Origin of the sequence: Anaerotruncus sp. 80, assembly GCF_009936115.1 — a bacterium.
GTDB lineage: Bacteria > Bacillota > Clostridia > Peptostreptococcales > Anaerovoracaceae > Senimuribacter > Senimuribacter intestinalis.
Window position 1 is genome coordinate 79,086 of sequence record NZ_QWES01000008.1, and the last position, 20,411, is coordinate 99,496.

Consider the following 20,411-nt stretch of genomic DNA (forward strand, 5'->3'; position numbering starts at 1 on the left):
GTGATAAATACTCCTATCACTGGGTAAATAACTCCAATAGCCCCAAAACACTTATATGTTTTCGGGCATATAAAATTACATGATAAAAGTATTCTTAAACTGGGTACAAAAAACTAAGCCCCATATTAAAAGTGAAACGGGACTGCTACTTTTTGTTCCCACTATCAAATTGACAGTTTATTTAAGAATACCTTGCCGCATATTTATTAACTCCTTGTATAATACTGAATCTAATTATATTCCTTAACCCTTTATTTGTCAAGCTGACAAACTAAAGCAGAAAAAGCGGCAGGATTTCCCCCTGCCACTAATCATCTGTTTATGCAAAAATAATTTCCTTTTCCACAATCTCCCTCGCACAAGCCCTTATGTTATTGAGGCATCCTGTCCATTCTAAGGCGTTTTCTGCCTTTAGCTGTTCCGTTATGCCCTGTGCCTGTTTCATACCCTCTATGAGCCTTTCAAAGCGTTCCTGTGCCTGTCTGTCGATGTCGGCAAGATAAGCGTTGAGCCTGCCGCTTGTGAGAAGATTGGTGTATGTAACCTTACGGTACTGCTTCAGATAATTCAGATGTCGTTGCCCCCATGTGCCTATCGGCTGTTCTTCTTCGGCGGGTACAGTTAAGCACGGTATTAAATAATCTCCTTGCCGCTCATATTTGCCGCCCAGTTCCTCAAAAATCGTCTTTGCCATTGTCTGTTACCTCCACATTCTTTTTTATTTTGAATGTCCGCAAAATCCGTCCTACATCCGACGGTCTCCATGGACAATCGACATCATGGAGTGCAACAAGTTTTGTCTGTACATTCGTCCCCGCTCCCATCTTCTGAGTAGAGCCGAAAAGTGCTCTCACTTTCCCCTGCCGTACTTTTGAAAATAAAGTTTTTTTCTTCGTTTCAGAATTCGCTTCATGGATGAATCTAACCTCATCCTCAGGAATTCCCTTCTGTACAAGTTTCTTTTTCATATCATCATATACATTAAAAGCGCCGTCTCCTTTCGGTGTGGAGAGATCACAAAATACAAGCTGCGTCAGGCTTTTTTCCTTATGCTTTTCCCATGTGTGAAAAATATTTTCAACGCAGGCATTGAGTTTACTCCCCTCAAAATCCGGTATCAGCTCTCCCATCATGCGCTGGTCAAGCGCCAGCTTTCTGCCATCGTTCGTTATTTTCAGCATATTGTCTGTTCTCGCATCAACCATTCTGTTTCTAACTCTGTCTGCTCGTTCGGAAAGTTTTGCTACCATCTCTTTTTGAAAGGCAGAGGGCTTTACCGAGATATTGTGATAGTTTGCTTTTGGCACTGGCAAATTCAAAGTATCAGCAGTCTGAATATCGGCAACCTCACGAAACATACTCATCAGTTCCGGCAGGTTATAGAATTTGGCAAATCGTGTTTTCGCTCTATAGCTGGTTCCTTCCGGTGCAAGCTCAATTGCCGTAACTGTTTCTCCAAAAGTGGAAGCCCATGCGTCAAAATGCTGCAAACCGCTTCTTTGAAGTGTTTCATACTGCAAATACCGCTGTATAGTATACAGTTCCACCATGGAATTGCTGATAGGCGTTCCAGTAGCAAATACAATACCTTTGCCGCCTGTCATCTCATCAAGATATCTGCATTTCATAAATAAGTCACTTGATTTTTGTGCTTCCGTCTGGGCGATTCCCCCTACATTTCGCATTTTGGTATAGAGGAACAGATTCTTGTAGTAATGACTTTCATCGACAAAGAGCCTATCTACACCAAGCTCCTCAAAGGTCACTACATCGTCTTTTCTGCTCTGGTCATTGAGTTTTTCAAGCTTCAATTTCAGCTGCTTTTTACTTTTCTCAAGTGCCTTTATGGAAAACCGCTCCCCGTTATTTCCCTTTAATTCACTGATTCCCATCACAATTTCGTCAAGCTGCTTTTCCAGCATAGCTTTTTGCCGCTCTACACTCATAGGGATTTTTTCAAATTGTGTATGTCCAATAATGACAGCGTCATATTCTCCTGTCGCAATTTTGCCGCAGAATCGCTTTCTGTTTTTCCGTAGAAAGTCTTTCTTCGTTGCAACAAGGATATTGGCAGATGGATAAAGCTGCAGAAACTCTGCCGCCCACTGCTCCGTAAGATGATTAGGAACGACAAACATGGACTTGCTGCAAAGTCCCAGCCGCTTGGATTCCATTGCCGCTGCCACCATTTCAAAGGTCTTTCCTGCCCCTACCGCATGAGCAAGCAGGGTATTTCCACCATATAAAATGTGGGCAATGGCGTTGACCTGATGTTTTCTAAGGGTAATTTCAGGATTCATGCCGCTGAAGATGATATGGCTTCCGTCATATTCTCTTGTTCTTACGGAATTAAATTTCTCGTTATACAGTTTTATCAGACGCTCTCGTCTCTCAGGCTCCTTCCATATCCAGTCAGTAAATGCCTTTTTTATCTGCTCCTGCTTGCTCTGCGCAATTGCCGTTTCTTTTGTATTTAATACTGCTGTCCTTTTGCCATCTGCATCCACCTCATAGTCATAAATCCTGACATCTTTCAGGTTTAATGTTTCTTCAATAATTTTGTAAGCATTGATACGATTTGTCCCATAGGTCTTATGAACCTTTACATTTGACTTATCGGTATTTTTACCCTCGATTCTCCACTCGCCTGTGTACTCTGAGTAATGCACTTTCATCTTCCACTGGATATATCTCGGCGTAGAGAGAAGTTCAAACATAAAGTCTGACACCACATCAACCGGCAGCCAGGTGGCACCTAGACGGACACTGATTTCACCTGCAGTCAAATCTTTGGGCTGCACCTTTTCAAGAGCTTCCACATTCACGGCGTACTCCTGCAAAGACGCTGCCGCAGCTTTTCTCGCTATAACAAGTTTTTCTCGAACATTGCCAGACAGGTATTCGTCTGCCATCAGATACTTGGCTTCACTGCTTCCAGATTCATACAGAGGATTCAAAAAGATAACGCCTTTCAGTGCTTCACAAAGCTCACTTTCCTCTTTTCCGGTAAGTTCCTCCATATACGCCATATCCACGCAGGCTTTTTCGCCGATGGAAAGTGCAAGAGCATCACTGGCTGTGTCAACTACAGTTACCGGTGTATGCGGCTTGATGGTTCGTTTGGAAAACATATCTGCTTTGCGAATCAGATTTCCATCAGAGTCGAGGATTTCAAGGGCGGAAAGAAGATAGTAAGAGCTGTCCTCAGAAAAAGCGGTGCTATTACCTCTGCTGTTTATCATGCCGTACTTCTTAGTAAAGGCATCGTACAGTCTGTTCAGGTTCTCCTGTTCTCTTCTGATTTCACTGTCCGGATAACCTTCCGTCTGCAAGTCTATCAGCCGTCTGACGCTTTCACGAAGGGAAATCAATCCCTTGATTCTGTTCTTTGCAGTTTCTGATACTTCCGTCCGGTACATACGAGAATTTTCTCTGAAATAGATTTCTCCATCTACTACCGTAAAGGAAAAATTTCTGACATCGGGATCTGCTGGAATACTGTAAACTTCCGCTTCAACTTCCTCTATCTCCTGTTCTTCAAATGTTCCATGAATATTGGTAACTGCAGTTTCTAAAAGCTCCTTTAGGTCTGCTTTTTCAAAAGGAACGCAGGCGCTTTCTTCCCCGAATCTGCCGCTTACCACCTTCATTTCGCCCAGAATCATTTCCGGATGCGCAACAAAGTAACTGTTCATTTCGATGCCATTTTCATCTTTATCAAGGTAAACCCACTCCGGTTCAATGTCTATGAGCCTGTCTCTTTTCTGCAAAAAAAGAATGTCGGATGTCACTTCTGTTCCGGCATTTTTCGTAAAAGTATTATTGGGCAGTCTGACTGCTCCAAGAAGCTCTGCCCTCTGCGCGATATATTTTCTTACCTTTGGATTTGCCTTGTCTAAAGTACCCTTTGAGGTGATGAAAGCAATGACACCGCCCGGTCTAACCTTGTCGAGTGTCTTTGCAAAGAAATAGTCGTGAATGAGAAAATTATGCTTGTCATATTTCTTATCAAACACCTTAAAATCTCCGAAAGGTACATTTCCCACAGCAGCATCAAAGAAGCTGTCCGGAAGACTCACCTCCTCAAAGCCCTGTGCGGCGATTGACGCCTTTTGGTAAAGCTGCTGAGAAATCTCAGCTGAAATGCTGTCTATCTCAATGCCATATACCTTGCTTCCCTGCATAGATGGCGGCAAAAGACCGATAAAGTTTCCTGTTCCGCAGGACGGCTCTAAAATATTTCCCGTCTGAAAACCCATATTTTCCAAGACCTTGTAGACTGCCTGTATGACTTCCGGCGGCGTATAAAAAGCGGTCAGGGTGCTTTCCCGGGCTTCTGCGTATTCCTCCGGAGAAAGGGTTTCATAAAGCTCTGCAAATTCACTTGCCCATGCGCTGTTATGTCCTTCAAATGCTTCCGGAATTCCGCCCCAGCCAACATACTTTGACAAAACTTCCTGTTCCTGCGGCGCAGCAAACCGGTTCTCCGATTCACACGATTTCAGCACCCTGATGGCGTCCATGTTTCTGCGAAAGCGCTCTTTCTTCCCTGCTGCCTGCACCTCATGAGAAGTAAGGTCAAAGTTTATACGCTCTGCCAGAGGAATCTCTGGATGCAGGTCAAAAGTCCCTGCTTTCTCCTGCCGTTTCTTTTCAGGCGGCGCTGGAAGAACTTCTTCATGATCTTCTGATAGACTTTCATTTATTTCTGTAAGTTCTTCCGGAGCGTTTGATTCTGTCTGCTTCTCTGCCTCCTTTTTTTCCGGTTTCTCCCGTTCATTTGGTTCGACCTGGCTTTCTGCTTCTTCTTTTTCCTGCTCTAAAAGCTCAGCTTTCGAGGCTTCGTCCTTTTGTATCAGATGATTGTTTGCCGGGTTTTCTCTTACCCTTCTTTCAAAGATTTCCCTTGAAAGTTCCTGATTAATCAGTGGACAGTCTTTGTCGTAAAGTCTAACCGTTTCATCATCGACAGCCAGGATTTCATATTCACTGGCTCCCAGATACACCGTATCACCAAGATGGTAGTCATACCTAATTTCAACAGCCTGACTTTTTTCTCTTTCGGCTCGTCGCAGCTGTCTTCGTTCTTCTTCACGCTCAAGCCATTTAGGATATTCCTCTAGTTCCCTGCGATTAAGGTATCTTTCAGTTTTTACTAGCAGTTCAATTCTCTTTGCTGCATCCGCCCACTTCAAAAATATCCTTGGAGCCTCCGGCATATATCCACGATGCAGCTCAATCCCCTTGCTGTTATGATCCTCTCCAATGCCGGTCCCTGCTTTTATGCTGGAAGTTCCACCCCAGCCATACTCTTTCTTCAAAAAGTCTGCATTCTCCTTTTGTGACAGACTCTTTTGAAACTGCTCGTAGATTCGGAACTTGCTGTGTTCAATGTTACTTCCTCTTGTCAGCGCAAAATCTATGAGTTCCTGCGAAAAAGTAAAATCTGTATGAGAAATTTCATGATAAAGCTCTCCAACAGTAATCATCCCCTCAATATGACTTTCAATCACGCTCCAGTCGTAATAGGCACCGCTGACTGGAGATTCTAAAGAGCCTTCATAAAGGAAAAGTACATTTTCGTAAAGTTTCCACCCATAGGGTGATTCTTCCTGCACCTTGTTTGAAAAAAACAGCTTTAGCTTGCCGATTCTTTCATTCGGATTATCCAGCTCCTGATACAGCGTTTCAAGTTCAAAAAGTTCCTCCATGGAAAACTGGTGAATCGCTTTCGTCACCTTATCAGTATTAAAAAACGGAAGACTTTTGTCCTCCGTTCTTCGGTCAAAGTATTCTAACTGTAAATCAAATCGTTCAGTACTGCTTCCCTGGCTGCCTGTCTGATATTGTTCATCAGTGCGGTCCACTTCATCGGTTCTGTCTCTTTCAGGTTCTCGGTCAGTCCCTCGCGTTCCATCATCTGTTCTATCATCGCTTCCATCATCTGCTGCGCTGATTCCTCGATTTCCGCTAGATGGCTGTTCAGCTCGCAGGAAGTCAGCAGATTGTAGTACATCACTTTCTTGTACTGCATCAGATAGTTCTTTCTCCTTGCTGCCCAGATGCCCAGGTGTACTTTCTGTTCTTTCGGCATTTCGATGTCCGGATACAGGTATCCGTTTTTCTCTGTGTAGGTCAGTTTCATCTTTTTTCCTCCTCGCCTTACTTTCTTTTTCCTGATTATATCCTTGGGATTCTGTTTTTGCAAATGTGCGATTTTCTCTTTCTATGCTTCTGATAGTCTTTGCTATTTCCGAAAGTCCCATCTCGGCAATGTCGCTGACCGCGTATCCCAGGGCATTCAAGGTATCCTTCGTATTAAACTGGCTGAGCCATCTGAAAGAATCTTCATCAAAATGCACGTCTTCTACGCGAAGCCGCTTTCCAATCATATATGCGACACTTTCCGCAATAATTTCCCGAAAAGCAGCAGCCAGATTATCCTCATCTAGCTCCTCTAAAAAGCTGTTTATTTTTACTTCTGACAAGACCTCAAAGTATGCATCAAAATGATCCTCTGCTCCGTTTTCTGCGGCACATAAAATCGCCTGCAGCAGACTGTCTTTTTCCACCAGTTCACCATATACGGCTTCCAGAGCTTCGATGACTTCTTCTTCATATTTAACATCCATATTCCAAAGAGGAACTTCTGCGCCGCCCCACCTCTTATGTGTATCGGAAATGTCAAAGTAATGTTTTAGTCTCTGCTGTCCGCTTACATAATCATCAAAGACAGCAATCCCCTTTGCCCCTTTATTCACCCACCTGTGAAACCTGTAATTCCATTTTTCAATTTCAAGTACAGCTGTAGCGTCCGGCTTTTGGGCGTAGAGGAGAAGCTGTTCGTCAAACCGCAGCTTGAAATTGAAACCCGCAGTTTCTAAGAACCCTTTCCATTCATCTTTACTGGAAGATACCCGTCTGCTGGTTTCATCATACAGCTCGTGAATCAGATTAACTTTACTTCCCATATACTTATTCCTCTTGTTCCATACCTGCAAGGAAAAGAATCAGCCGTTTTTCCTTTACCGCAGCTTGCAGCTTTGTAATCAATATCATATCGCCCTTTGTAATTCCGGGAATCCGCAGCACCTCTGCCATCGTTAAGTTCTCAATATCCTTTTCTGTTTTGCAGCCTGCATCAATTACCCGATTCAATATTCTCTGATTCAGTTTTCGATCCATACTTTTCCTCTTTCTTCTAAAATAAAGTCACTTGTAATCTCATTTCCCCATGCATCCCAGCCTTTCGGCCTCTGCCGGGCAAACAATTCCACTCTAGGCACTTCTCCTAGCAGTTCAATAATCTTTTCCCTGGCCAGTTCCGGCTTTTTGCTGTGCGCCTCTACCGGGCTGTCTATAATCTGGTGTACGCTGGCAGATATCCGCTTTGGCTTTCCCTTTGTTGCTAACAGACAAATTTCCGCATTACTGCGTGTCCAGCCGCCTAAGCCCCAGAACCAGCCTTCGCTTTTGCGATTCCGTTTTACCCAGACAAAAGCAACGGTTTTATACAGAAAGCCCCAGGCGTTAACCAGCTCGAGTGCATCCGGTATCATGGGAAAGGTTGTCCACATGAACAGGGTGCAGTTCTTATCGGCTAATTCGTTAACAGGAAGCCTGCACAAATCACAGGTTTTCATCGTTGGATAATGCTTTTCTGCTGCGCCGGATGCAGTATTTCTCTGATACTGCCATGGCGGATCCGCATAAATAACTTGATACTTTTTTATATGCGCCTTCTTTCTGAAATCTTCCTCTATCGTTCATATACCGCTCCGCTTCGCCTTCTTCCATGGGATTCCTCAAACTCATCATGTTCACAAAAGCTGTAGTATTTCTGACTTCGCGCTCCTACAATAATATGATCGACCAGCTCGATGCCCAGAAGTTCTCCACACTCTACAAGTCTTCTGGTTGTTTCACGGTCTTCCCTTGAAGGTGTTGGATTTCCACTGGGATGATTATGGAACGCTATAATTGCAGCGGCATTCGATAAAATACTGGCTTTGAATACTTCTCGTGGGTGTATAAGGGTGCTGGATAGCGCCCCCATGCTTATAACATTCATATTTAGAACACTGCCATCAGTGTTTAGGTTCAAAACACAAAACACCTCTCTATCATATTTCGCCAGCTCCTCTTTCATCACTTCAACTGCAGCTTCTGGACTGCTAATCTCTTTAGCTGAAAAGATACTTGTATCTTCCACTAACCTGACTTTCACTGTCTTTAATTCACCGTTGTATTCCATTTCCATTATCTTTCTCTGCCTGAAATTCAATAATTATAACCGTAGGCTCTGACAAACTTTCAATGAATGCTCTCAGTTCCTCAAAATTCATATCCATATTCCTGCTCCTTTCTATTACAAAAGAGAAAGTCCCTGCAATGAAAGACTTTCTCTCCCTGAAACTGCTTATTGCTTCTTACAATGTTCTTTCCTTTCTCCTCTTTTCCTGTATGCTAACACTACAGATACTGTTGCAATCTCAAACAGCAAGAGCAGGATGTATGGCAAAATCCGTGTTGTATCACCTGTCCTTGGCACATCCGGTTTTTCCGGAGTATCCTTCGGTTCTTTTGGCTTTTCGATTTCAACCGTCTGATTTTTATCGTTGATATCCTCATGGCTTCCGACAAGTTTTCCGTTAAGTTTCACCTTTTCAAAGACTACAATAGTCTTTCCATAAAGGTCAGCTTCTCTAAATCCGAACTCAAGCTCTATAGTGCCGTTTGCCTTTTCCGGTGTGAACTTTTTCTCAGCTGTAATCTGTTTGCCATCGCAAAGTACAGGATTTCCGGTTTCTTTATCCATCAAGATACCGGTTACTGTGTATTCTTTTCCAGGAATCAGGTTTTTGTAGGTTACTACATCAGTAATCAATCCTGTTGCCGTATGCGATGCGGTAGTCTTAATTTCTGGAATGTACACAGTCTGCCCTTCATCCGTAGGGTCTTCATGTTTTGCAACTGGTTTATCAGATGGTGTATCCGGCTTTCCGTCACCGTTTGTGTCTGTCATAACAAAGAGTTTCTCATAGACAACTGTCGTTACACCTGCAAGTTCTTTGCCGTCAAAGGTAAACTTCATGTCTATGCTGCCGTTTGCCTTTTCTGCGGTAAATCTTGTTTCTGCAGTCACTTCTTTGCCCCCTACTAAGATTGGTTTCTTGGTTTCGGCATTCATCAGCGTGCCTTTCATCACATATTCTTTGCCTACAGTCAAATCTTTGTATTCTACAGTGTCAATGATGGTGATTTTATTATCTGCATTTGCGATATGATCTTTGGTATCGCTGTCTTTTGCTGTGGTCTTGATAGACGGTACGCCCGGACCAGGTCCAGGTTCCGCTGGTGTGGTCGGCTCTTCCGGTAGTCTGTCATTCTTTACTGCTTTGACAATAATATTGAGTACACCTGCATAAGTATTATTTCTTGCATAAGTTTTAGCTGTAGTGTTCTTCAGGTTAATGCCCTTTGGCTGCTTGTCGCTTCCGTCTACAGTCAGAACAGACTCTGTTTCCAGATTGTTATCAACACTGCCGGAGGCATCCATATAGAAGTTGCCAGCTTCATCAAACTGCACGGTATAGGATACGCCGTCATCAAAATTGATAACCGCACTGGTTTCCTTAACCTTAGTATCAAAGACAGGATTTCCGTCCTTGTCAGTCTTTTGGATTTCTTCCCCCGGATTGTCAGGGTTTTCAATCATCACTGGAGTGCGAACGATTCTCTTTAGCGTTACGTTTTCAAGGGTATCTACAGACTCACCGTCTACTGTAATGCTGTTTACAACTCCGTCATAGAAGTGCAGATCTGCACTGCCATATTCGTAATCGACAAAAGCAGTTATAGAAGAACTTCCTTCTGGCGATGTCAAAGTCAGCACCCTATTGGCAGGCTGCACATTTGTCCATCCGCCTTCGCCGATTTCAGTATTCTTTGGAGCAACATATTTGTAAACGACTTCGCTGATCCAGTTGGTCTTCGTAACTTTCGGGCTGTACTTCACAATGGTTTTTCCGCCGTCTGTTTCCTTGGTGAGATTTGTATCACTGCCAAGCTCCAGTTTTGATGGTTCTTGTCCATCAAAGGCTGCTGTATATGCGGTTTTATCTGCGATAATCTGTAAAGCAGCTCCATTTGCAAATTTAACAGTGCTGCTCTTCCCCGCTGTTACCACAATCTTCGTTCTGGTTCTGCCGTCCAGCTTTTCTACGTTCACATTCCCGTTTACAGCAGACTGCAGTAAATCATACGCTTTACCGTCTATGCTAAGATTATTCATCGGTTTGCTATACTTGCTCTCGATATTCACAACAGTATTGCCAATACCGTCCTGAGTAACATAACCGGTCACGCCAATATCCTTATATGCAAAGTCAATCTGGTCTGCAGATAAGATATCTACTGCATCAAAATAGTATTTCGTACCGTTTAATTTATACCCTGCAGGCGCAGAGATTTCTTTCACATAGTATTTACCCTGCGGTAATTTGACTGTGGTAGTGCCGTTTCCATTCGGCATAATCATAATTGTGCCTACTAAAGAATCTGCATCAATACGCTTAGTTGTAATTTCTTTGTCAGTTTTCGTTACCGCTTCAATCATGTCAGCTGTAAATACACCGAATACTGCGCCGCCGCCTGGCTGATACTTGCCGGATTCATAGCCTGTTTCAAGTAATTTCTGCAGGTCGATTTTCACCGATACAGCCTCATTATCCAGAGTTGCTTCATCCCAGATAATCGGTGTGTACTGGTCTTTATATGTCAGGTTAAATTCTCTCCACTCGCCATTATTTATATGACCGTTTCCGGATTTTACTTCTTGGATATAGTATTTGCCAAGAGGCAGGTTCGGTGTTGTTGCGATGCCGTTTTCATCGGTGGTAATTGTCGCAACAGGACTGCCAATCGGATGCACCATAGTTCCTTCAATAGAAGTAAAAAGCAACTTGCCTACATCCTTGCCCTCATCAGTGCCATTCACCGGCTGTAAAACTGTAGAATCCGGGTAAGTTACCTTAAATCCCTTCTCTTCATCCTCGTTATTGCTTACAATGGTAATTTCATAGGCAACTTCATCCTTGTTATCCGGACTTACTTCCAGTCTTTCTACTTTCACAAAATTGCTGTCGTCAAATACTCTCTCAAACTTACTGTTATCCGGTGTCAAGTCTTTACACCATTCAATCAGCTCTGTTTCCTCGTCATTAGAATACTCAATTAACGGGAAGATTTTTTCGGTTGAAGTCGTATCTTCCGGCTTGCTGTCTTCCCCGAAAAGATAAAGCTGGCTCTGGTTTACCAATATTGTCGTAACAGTCTGACCGCCCTGATAAATCATAGAAGTCTTGATACCGTTGTTGGTTTTGAAATATACCGGTGCAAGGTCCGCAGGTTGTGCCTTAAATGTAGTGATATTATCCTTTGTTTCATGCTCATAGGCGGAAGACGTGGTAATCTGCGGTTTTGTCCCCCACGGATTTGTTACGACTGCCTGCGCTGTCTGCGCTTTGTTATCTGCAAGAGAATCTACAATCAGACCATCCCAGCTGAATACAAAGCCGTCTGCACAATCAAAGTGCTGTGCGATGGTAAAGTCATATTCCTGATGATAAGACTTATGGAAATTGCCGTCTGCATCGCAGCTGATCCAGCGTCCTTTTCCATCTTCCACAGCCCATACCATGTAGAGCGTTCCTTTTTCACCAGCTTTGCTTACCTGGAACATTCCCTCTTTATCGGTCTTGTCAAAGCCATCGGGCACTTTCTTCGGTGTGTTCACATCTTCAAACTTGCCGTTTTCATCGGATTCTACCCATTTCTTTGTGCCGTTGTCATTGACATAAATCTGATAAAGCGTATTTGTAACTGGATTTCCGGTATCCTCATCGTTTGCCGTCTCTTCCTTTGTTGCCAGATACTTGTCTGCTTTTTTCACAAGTGTCCAGCCGTCCGGTACCTGCGGTTTAGCATCCTCATCCAGTGGTAAAACAACTGTCATAGGCTCTAAAATCTTAGCCTTAATATCGTCTGTACCGTATTCATCGACAGTATCCTGATTCAGCTTTATCATATTCTTGTTCGGCAGAATCAGGTCCATGATGTCAACTTCTTCTCCGCCTGTTTCCAGCTTCGGCGTGGTATAGTCGATTTTGGCTGCATAATCATCGGCGGTCATATCTTTCTTTATATGGATATTCGTGTAATTCATACCGCCTTTGGTATAGCTCATAGAATAATCCACTTTGTAGGTGGTTGTAATGCCTGTTTCCTTATCCTTTATCGTATATTCCGTAGAATATCCGGCACCCTTTTCTGACTTAGCGATATATTCTGTCTTGCATTCGTTATCATCACCGATATCCAGTCCGATCCAGCGCAGAATTTTTTCTCCGGTATCTAAGAGTTTCTGCCAGAAGCTCTTAGCGCCGTCTTTATCGCTGTGGTCACGAGTCACTTCTTCTAAAGCGATTTCCTTATCCGTTTTAGAATCAAAGGCTTTGATTCTCTGTACGCCGTCCACCTGCAGCACATCTTCTGCTGCGTAAACATTGAAAGCGGCGTCTTTTAATCTGCTCTTATCCCAAACGGCAGAATATCCGCTGTTACCGTTAAACTTAGTCTCTAGCCATCCTGCTAGGCTCTCGCCGTTTTTGGTAATTTCAATCTTTCCCTTAACCGGATTGTTCGGCATCGGGACGGTTAGATAATATGTCACATAATCTTTACCGTCCTGATGAGGCGTCTGCTCGGTAACACTGAATGTATATTTATTAAAAATAACCTTACCGTTTGCGGTAAAGTCAGTTACCTTATTGCCGTCAGCATCGTAAATGACAACGGCATCTTCAAATTCTTTCGGCATATCAGCAGAGCTTCCCTCGCCGTTTTCGTCATATTCCCCTACAAAATATCCCTCCGGCGCTGTAATTTCCTCTAACTGATAATTGCCATACTCCAGCTGATAAGGCAGCACAATCTGTCCCTCGGCGTTGCACTTGAAGATATAGTTGTTCTTTCCAGATTCTCCGCCATCTGTATAACTGCTTCCGTTTGGCAGGTATTTGCCATAGTTCGGAGATGTAGTCGGGTCTGGCATATCTGGGTTGCCCAGATACTTGATACGGAAAGCCGCATTTTCGTTTAGGCGAACGGTTTTACCGGTTTCGCTGTTGGTTTTCACGATCTGCACCTTGTTTTTCTTCGGCACGTTGTCAGTATCCGTACTAATCAGCTCGCCGTCATAAGTCACAGTGATTTCATGGGATTCTAGCACATAGCCATTGGAATCTGCGGAAATTTCTTTCACCAGGTAATTGCCATACGGCAGGTCGATTACACGAATCTGTCCGAACTTGCTGACAGTCAGCGGATTCTGCTCGTCTGCAGGAGTGCCGCTGTCATCTCTTACAACTCGGTAGCAGCTTGCATAATCATCATATCCAGGTTCTCCTTCCTTGATTGGCACAACCCTGATATATTCGTGGTTCTCATAACCGCCGGATATTAACTCAATCGTCCACTTAGAATTAGTGGAATATTCCAGCTTGCCGCTGCCGTTATCCGGTGTAAACGGGTCAAGGTCGGTTTTGGTCTTCACGATCTGCAGTTTCCCTCTAAAGTTGTCATTGACATAGGCTTTATCACCTTTATCATCCAGCATTGGCTGCGGATTGTCCTGGTCTATATCATCTGCATTAGTCAACGTGCCGTTTTCATAGGTGATGTTGTAAACCATTTCACCTTTTTCATTGGTACGTGCGTCATATTGAATGGTTCCATGATTATGCTCTGCAAGTTTGTCAGGGAATCTACCTTCCGGCGGTGCAGATTCTCTAGTCGCTACTGTAACGCTTCCCGTCCAGATATGTTCTGTCCATGCGTTTTCACCCTGGTGTTCGACCGTTTTGTGCGTAAGCTCCGAGACATCTTCCCATGGTATAAAGAAAAATGGTTCATCGCTGTAGCCGTTGACATCCAATGTCTTTGTATCTATAACTTCCCCATCTACCAAAAGTTCAAAGGTTGCATCAAGGGCTGCATCGCCCATTCCGGTATGATTATCTCCATCAAATCCTGTATTGGCGTCCAGCTTTTCTACATCTAGTTCAAAGGACGGCAGTTTCGGCTCATCCGGTTCGCCTGGTTCCGGTTCTTTTGCTGCAACTAATTTGAAATATAGCTCCACAGGGTCATCACCGCCGGTGGCTACGGTCTGCAGATGGTTAGAGTCTGCAACCGGACTGGACTGATTAGTTGTGAATACCAATAAATCCTTTTTCGGCTTCGCTGCTTCTACTACCTTGTTCGCCTTAATCGGCTTGGTAATCGTATTCGGGTTTACATTGCAGGTAATAGTATATTCATTTCCGCTACGCTTGATTTTCACATTCTTATTGGTAGACTTAATATCCTGATTCAGTTTGTTTCTATCCTTTACCACAGCTTTCCATATGCCATCCGGTTGCAAGGTCATTGGAATAGTTTGTCTTTTGGTTACTAAGCCTGATTCCTTTGCTGTAAAACTCAATTGTTTTTTGTATTTTTTCATCTGTTCAAGCATCCAGTTGTAACACTTTTCTGCCGGTCTGCCTTTTACCGTATCCCGAAACCAGTTGGCATTCATCGCATATTTTCCAGTACGGCTTTTTAGTCCACTGTCAACAGAGATCCGAAGCCCCTGCTGAAACTCCCAGATGATGTTCTGGGTCGCCCAGTACCAGTCGTCCAGATTACAGCCTGCAACCGGTACATCCTTTTGGGTGTGTCCCGGCTGCTTTCCGAAGAGCAGTGCAAGCCGCATACCTTCTAGCGTATTCTCGCTATATGGTTTCATCCAGCGCAAATGCATTAAATCACTCTGCTCATCAGCGCTGTATCCGGTAGCGCCAGCATTCATCCAGGCGCCATGCTCCAAGCAATAGCCTTGGTATGTGCCTTTACTCGTCTTAACAACAATGGATTTTTTGGCAGAAAAAGCTCTAGCCAAGCGATAAACAAAACCATCGCCGGCTTTGTTGGAAAATTTCGCCCAGTAATATCCACCGCCTTTAGTATTTGGATAATATGGTTTTCCATCGGAGCCTTTTAATGTCGAGCCATCATACACCGATGCCTTAATGCCTTTGCTCGCTGCATAAGTGGTCATACTCTGCGTCGGCATATATGCAAGAAATATTGCAAATACAAGAAGCAGCACTGTCCCTTTACGCAGCCATGCACATTTTCTTTGTTTTCCCATAAGTTCCTCCTTCATTGATTTTTATCTATGTAAAAACGGACGCATTGCTGCACCCGTTGAATTTTTTGCACTAAAAAAGGAAAGACTAAATTTAATCTTTCCTTGCTTTTTCAAGTATTCTGTTATACAATATTGATAACAACAGAAGGAGCCTAGCTGCCCTTCAATTGGGAATTTAAAAAATGTTTTAAAAACCGCTTATCGGGGTCGAGCCGAGGCGGTTTTTACTTGCGGTGGTTATCCCATCTGACAAGCCCAATAATCATAATCACGATTACGAGCAGTTCATAGTCAGACATACAGGCTCCTCTCCGAAGGGTCTGCCGCTTGGCTCCTTTATTCTGCTGTCAGTTTTAGAGTATCATATTTTCTCTATTTTATCAACCTCTAATGCATTACCCAAAACATATATCCATTAGCAAGCCCAGATGGGTTATATACTTTTCTAGTATAGATTGTAAATGTTTCAGTGCCAATCCATCCAGCCGGGAACATATCATCTGCCGGCATCCATGAGGCAGGATTGCCATACATTTCCTTTTCTATTGCGAACTTAATCAAGGATTTTGCTTCTTTCAGTACAGTTTCTTTTGTATAGTAATATCCGATTACTTCTGGAAATGCTGCCGTCCAAGAACTATTCTCTGGAGTACACATTTCAAAAGTAGGGTCTTTCATTGCTTCTTTATCTCCCCATTTTACTACTCTATATCCCGTTTCACTGTTTGCATCTTCAATATACCCAATCTTGTGATACAAAGTATAATATTTACCTTCCGGTCCTGTATATGGTTCAAACTCTTCTGTATCTAGATTGTACTGCAGGCGTTTACCTTTAATGCTCTCGCCGTATGCGATCAGTTCTGGCATAAGGTCATCCATGGTCCAGTTCGGCACGTACTCTTTTGGCGAAGTAAAGTAGCTATACACTTTCTTCTTGCTTACAGTTCTATATGAACGCACTTTATATTCATATCTATAGTAAGAACGAAAGCCAGCTTTTGAACTGTCAAGATAAGATATCTTAGTCGTGGTTACAACTCTTTTCCACTTGTTCTTGCCCTTAATCGTTCTGTACACTTCATATCCGGATGCACCGCTGACAGCCTTCCAGCTTACCTTTGGCGTATGGTCGTATGGCTTGCTATCAGAACCGCCAAGTGTAATCTTTACAGATGGCGTTGCAGGCTGTACCTTGCTACTTTTAGTGGCAGAGAAGCTACCTTTGCCCTTACTGTTTACGGCACGAACTTTATAATAATATGTTTTTCCACAAGTAATGCCTGTATTTGTGTAGGAGGTACTGGTAGTGGTTTTCTTTAATGCGAAGCTCCCGGACTTTCCAGTAGTGCTTCTATACACTTCATACTTAGTAGCACCCTCTACTTTCTTCCAAGTAACTTTCAGGCTCTTGTATCCGTTCTTTAAGACTTTCACATCCTGCACTTTGGATGGTTTGGTAACCTTTACGGTTTCAGTAACCAGTGTAGTTACATCTTCTGCAGACGGAATTTCTGCTGCAAATGTCGGAGTTGCCATAGTCAGCATCATCGCTGCACTTAAGGCTACTGCTATTAATTTCTTCTTTTTCATCTGCCCATTCCTCCTTAAACTAAGATATATTCTTTACTCCTAATTTAAGTTTAACAAAGAACACAGATAAATCAAGTATAGAGACATACTTTTTAGATATTATTTACTATCCGAAAAAAGAAATTTATTCTTTCGGGTAGTAATAAATATATATTATCTTTCTTTTGTTTTTGCTCTATGCTTGCCGTAAAATTCAAGTGCTTTAACCACATAGTCCTCCCGCTTTGCTGCTGGTACCGTCCTTGGAATCAGTTCATTGACACGATTTCCATGCAGCACAATCCGTTCCCTTTGATTAGGTTTCTCCTCCTGCATAATCATATAGATTGCATCGGGAGTAAGTTTTTCCTCTTGGAATTGTTTTTTCATACGGATAGCTTGTGCATGAGATGGCATACAGACTTCCATGTTTATTGCGTCTAATAAAACTTTCTGTAAATCCTCTGGCAGATATGATATTTCCACTGCCGGTCTAAGACCGATTTTACCTTGATCGACAAGTTCAAGTATTTCCGGTATCAGCTCCGTTAATCGGATGTATCTGCGAACATTGTCTTGACTTTCTCCTACCTGTTCACCCAATAATTGTCTCGATGTTTTTCTGTTTAACTTCTGTGCCAATGGCACAGAAGTTAAATCTGACCTTTGCCCCTGTCTTTTCATAGCTTCAAGTCGCATTTTGTAAGAAAAAGCCTTTTCACTTGGAAGTATCGTAGTTCTCTGCAAATTGCTGTCTACCATCATAATGGTGGCAGCGTCAAGGTCAATTTCTACAACTTCACAGCGTAATGTTTCCATTCCAGCTAAAGCAGATGCCCTTTTACGCCTATGTCCTGCAATCATTTCATAGCGCCCGTCTTCCTTTTTTCTAACGGCTGCCGGGGTCAAAACACCTCTTCCCTTTATACTTTCACAAAGTTCCAGCATATCCGCATCATCGACAACTTTGAATGGGTGACCTGGAAAATCATCAATCTCTGTAATCGGTATGTCTATAATTTTACTTGAACCTGCCTCGTCTCTGGTTTTCTGGCTGGAAAACAAATCATCGAGTGAGGGCAGCTTGAGTTCTTCGTCTTTCCCTTTCCCCATAAAGCAGCACCTCCTTTACAAAATCTCTGTATGCTTTTGTTACTGCGCCCTTTGGATCATAAGCAAACAGGCTCTGACCTTTTGCGCTGACTTCTGCAGCTTTTACTCCTACTGGAATCTTGGATTCAAATATCCGAATATGTTCGCCGTAGTTCTGCCGAATAACCTGTTCCACCTGCTTTGCATGATTGGTTCTCCCATCAACTAAAGTTAGTAAAATCCCTTGAATCTTTAAGTCAGGGTTAATATCCTCTTTGATAAGATGTATGGTCTGCAGCAGCTGTGTCATGCCTTTTGCCGGCAGATAATTCGCTTGCACTGGTATAATAATTTCATCAGCGGCAGCAAGAGCATTTACTGTAATCATGCCTAAAGACGGCATACAGTCAATTAAAATATAGTCATAGTTGTCTTTTACGCTATTGATATATCTTCTAAGTACACTTTCTCGACTGATTGCATTCACTAAGGATACTTCCATCGCCGACAATTCTAAATTTGCCGGTACCAGATCTACGCCCTCCTGATGATGTAATATCTCGTCTTCCAGATTTCCTTTCTGCTTCTTTATAATCTTTCCCATAGCTGATGTTAATGTGTTTTCTAATTTATCTGTTTGAAGCCAGCCTAAGCAAGTTGTAAGATCACCTTGTGGATCTGCATCAATCAGCAATGTTCTTTTTCCTGCTCTGACTAGACCCACACCTAAACTGGCTGCCGTAGTGGTCTTTCCAACACCGCCCTTTTGGTTACAAATCGCAATCACTTTCGTAGTCTTCATGCTTCATCCCCATCCAGTCCAATACTTCTGAAAAAGCAGTAATCCGTTCCTGTATTTACAAGCTCTTCTATAAAAATCATTTCACTTTCTTCATCGTTAAGTACAAATCCTTCAACTAACAGCCGAATATACTCCAGGTCCTCCGAACTTAACACCAGCAGTATAATTTCCATCGCAACACCATGTTCGCCTACTTCTGAAACCTCCTGCACAGCATATAGGAAGTCCATAATATCTCTATCGGTGTTATCCGATAATACATCCACCGTCTTTTCTGCAACAATCTTCGCCAATACTCGAACAGCATCTGTTTTTTCTACGACCTCTTTTTTGTTAAACTCCTTCTTCGCCAAAGCATAATGGAGCATCTCTGAAAATTTTTCCTTAATCTGCATTGTGTTACCTCCTCTTGACGTTATAAATAAAAAAAGAAGTAAGTCATTCAACCTACTTCTGAATAAATAAAATATAACAAGTTATGATATGAAATTACTTCTCATGTAAATCAATAAGAATCCCTAAAAAAATATGATATGCGAACTTCCAGAAGAATGAAGCGAAGTTTAAGATGCCATTTGGGATTGAATTTATCCCAAATTGTATCCCAAAAAAATCCCAAATTCGGGTGAAAATATGACAAATTATGATAAACTATGGCACCCTCTTTTTTGCAGGCAAAAAACCCTTGAATCACTGAAATTCAGCACATTCAAGGGTTTAATAGCTATTGGTTCTTTAGTTGTTCTTTGCCGCAGCAGCTGCCTGCTGTGCAGCTACTTCTGCAGCGAAGTCTTCTTCTTTCTTTTCGATACCTTCGCCTACTTCGTAACGAACCATTTCTACAACCTTCATGGATTTGCCGAGCTTCTTAGCTTCTTCTTCCACATACTGTGCAACTGTCAGGTCGCTGTTCTTAACGAACTTCTGGTCTACAAGGCATACTTCCTTTAAGATAGCCTTAATTTTGCCAGGGATGATTCTGTCAAGCAGTTCTTCCTTCTTGCCTTCGTTGAGAAGCTGCTGCTTCGCAATTTCTGTTTCGGAAGCAAGCCAATCAGCATCAACCTGCGTTTCGTCTACAAACTTAGGGTTCATGGAAGCAACCTGCATAGCTACGTCCTTACCTACAGTCTCGATTTCAGAAGCAGCTGCTTCAGTCTCAATACCTACAATAACGCCGATTTTGCCGCCGCCGTGAATATATCCAGTGTAAACAACGCCATCAGTAGCCAGCTTTTCAAATCTTCTGATGTTCATATTTTCACCAATCTTGGAAATCTTGTTGGTCAGAGCGTCTTTTACAGTACCCTCATCGCCATAAGTCATTTCCATGAAGCAATCCATGCACTTTGCATCGTCAGCCAGTGCCATCTTGGACAGATTATCTACGAATTCTACGAATTCAGGGTTCTTTGCAACAAAGTCTGTTTCAGAGTTTACTTCGATAACAGCAGCACTCTTGTGGTCATCGGAAAATGCGATTTTAACAAGACCTTCTGCAGCGATTCTTCCAGCTTTCTTAGCTGCCTTGGATAAACCCTTTTCTCTCAGAACTTCTACAGCTTTATCGATGTCGCCATCGGTTTCAACAAGTGCCTTCTTGCAGTCCATCATGCCGGCACCAGTCATTTCTCTTAATTCTTTTACTAATTGTGCAGTTACAGCCATTTTTTGACCTCCAAATCTTAT

At 42.8% G+C, this 20,411-nt stretch carries 12 protein-coding genes; all 12 read right to left on the minus strand.

Translation table 11 applies throughout. The annotated features are described in order from the left end of the window. Positions 1–319 precede the first annotated feature (319 nt). Positions 320–694 carry a TnpV protein gene (locus D1155_RS04695; RefSeq protein WP_160201226.1) on the minus strand — a complete coding sequence of 125 codons (375 nt, stop codon included), beginning with the start codon at positions 692–694 and terminating at the stop codon, positions 320–322. Then, entirely contained in the window at positions 675–5,711 is a 5,037-nt protein-coding gene (locus D1155_RS15755) for an N-6 DNA methylase (RefSeq protein WP_347560966.1), read from the minus strand. The genes D1155_RS04695 and D1155_RS15755 overlap by 20 nt, the downstream gene beginning before the upstream one ends. Positions 5,712–5,794: 83 nt before the next feature. Further along, the gene (locus D1155_RS15760; protein ID WP_347560965.1) at positions 5,795–6,145 is read right to left on the minus strand and encodes a TnpV protein; all 351 of its coding nucleotides are present in this window, start codon (positions 6,143–6,145) and stop codon (positions 5,795–5,797) included. Positions 6,146–6,975: 830 nt separating this feature from the next. Continuing rightward, positions 6,976–7,185: a hypothetical protein gene (locus tag D1155_RS04705; protein WP_160201228.1), complete on the minus strand. Its 210-nt coding sequence runs from the start codon at positions 7,183–7,185 to the stop codon at positions 6,976–6,978. Beyond that, positions 7,170–7,733, minus strand: coding sequence for an MT-A70 family methyltransferase (locus tag D1155_RS04710; RefSeq protein ID WP_160201307.1), 564 nt, complete (start codon positions 7,731–7,733; stop codon positions 7,170–7,172). Before D1155_RS04710 ends, D1155_RS04705 begins: the two co-directional genes overlap by 16 nt. A gap of 26 nt (positions 7,734–7,759) precedes the next feature. After that, a complete protein-coding gene (locus D1155_RS04715; RefSeq protein WP_207709512.1) occupies positions 7,760–8,227 on the minus strand; it encodes a JAB domain-containing protein in 468 nt (155 codons plus the stop codon). A gap of 192 nt (positions 8,228–8,419) precedes the next feature. After that, entirely contained in the window at positions 8,420–15,256 is a 6,837-nt protein-coding gene (locus tag D1155_RS04720) for a VaFE repeat-containing surface-anchored protein (RefSeq protein ID WP_160201229.1), read from the minus strand. A 387-nt stretch (positions 15,257–15,643) separates the two neighbouring features. Beyond that, positions 15,644–16,849, minus strand: coding sequence for a fibronectin type III domain-containing protein (locus D1155_RS04725; RefSeq protein ID WP_160201230.1), 1,206 nt, complete (start codon positions 16,847–16,849; stop codon positions 15,644–15,646). Between the two features lie 153 nt (positions 16,850–17,002). After that, entirely contained in the window at positions 17,003–17,941 is a 939-nt protein-coding gene (locus tag D1155_RS04730) for a ParB/RepB/Spo0J family partition protein (protein ID WP_160201231.1), read from the minus strand. Continuing rightward, positions 17,895–18,722 carry a ParA family protein gene (locus tag D1155_RS04735; RefSeq protein WP_160201232.1) on the minus strand — a complete coding sequence of 276 codons (828 nt, stop codon included), beginning with the start codon at positions 18,720–18,722 and terminating at the stop codon, positions 17,895–17,897. Before D1155_RS04735 ends, D1155_RS04730 begins: the two co-directional genes overlap by 47 nt. Then, positions 18,719–19,117, minus strand: coding sequence for a hypothetical protein (locus D1155_RS04740; protein WP_160201233.1), 399 nt, complete (start codon positions 19,115–19,117; stop codon positions 18,719–18,721). The genes D1155_RS04735 and D1155_RS04740 overlap by 4 nt, the downstream gene beginning before the upstream one ends. Positions 19,118–19,457: 340 nt before the next feature. Next, complete coding sequence (gene tsf, locus D1155_RS04745; RefSeq protein ID WP_160201234.1) at positions 19,458–20,390, minus strand: translation elongation factor Ts; 933 nt, start codon at positions 20,388–20,390, stop codon at positions 19,458–19,460. Positions 20,391–20,411: the final 21 nt, after the last annotated feature.

Bases quoted from the DNA above. Each gene is read 5' to 3' on its own strand.
- D1155_RS04735 (WP_160201232.1), bottom strand. From the start codon at position 18,722: ATGAAGACTACGAAAGTGATTGCGATTTGTAACCAAAAGGGCGGTGTT.
- D1155_RS04705 (WP_160201228.1), bottom strand. From the start codon at position 7,185: ATGGATCGAAAACTGAATCAGAGAATATTGAATCGGGTAATTGATGCA.
- D1155_RS15755 (WP_347560966.1), bottom strand. From the start codon at position 5,711: ATGGAGGAACTTTTTGAACTTGAAACGCTGTATCAGGAGCTGGATAAT.
- D1155_RS04740 (WP_160201233.1), bottom strand. From the start codon at position 19,117: ATGCAGATTAAGGAAAAATTTTCAGAGATGCTCCATTATGCTTTGGCG.
- tsf (WP_160201234.1), bottom strand. From the start codon at position 20,390: ATGGCTGTAACTGCACAATTAGTAAAAGAATTAAGAGAAATGACTGGT.
- D1155_RS04725 (WP_160201230.1), bottom strand. From the start codon at position 16,849: ATGAAAAAGAAGAAATTAATAGCAGTAGCCTTAAGTGCAGCGATGATG.
- D1155_RS04730 (WP_160201231.1), bottom strand. From the start codon at position 17,941: ATGGGGAAAGGGAAAGACGAAGAACTCAAGCTGCCCTCACTCGATGAT.
- D1155_RS15760 (WP_347560965.1), bottom strand. From the start codon at position 6,145: ATGAAACTGACCTACACAGAGAAAAACGGATACCTGTATCCGGACATC.
- D1155_RS04720 (WP_160201229.1), bottom strand. From the start codon at position 15,256: ATGGGAAAACAAAGAAAATGTGCATGGCTGCGTAAAGGGACAGTGCTG.
- D1155_RS04695 (WP_160201226.1), bottom strand. From the start codon at position 694: ATGGCAAAGACGATTTTTGAGGAACTGGGCGGCAAATATGAGCGGCAA.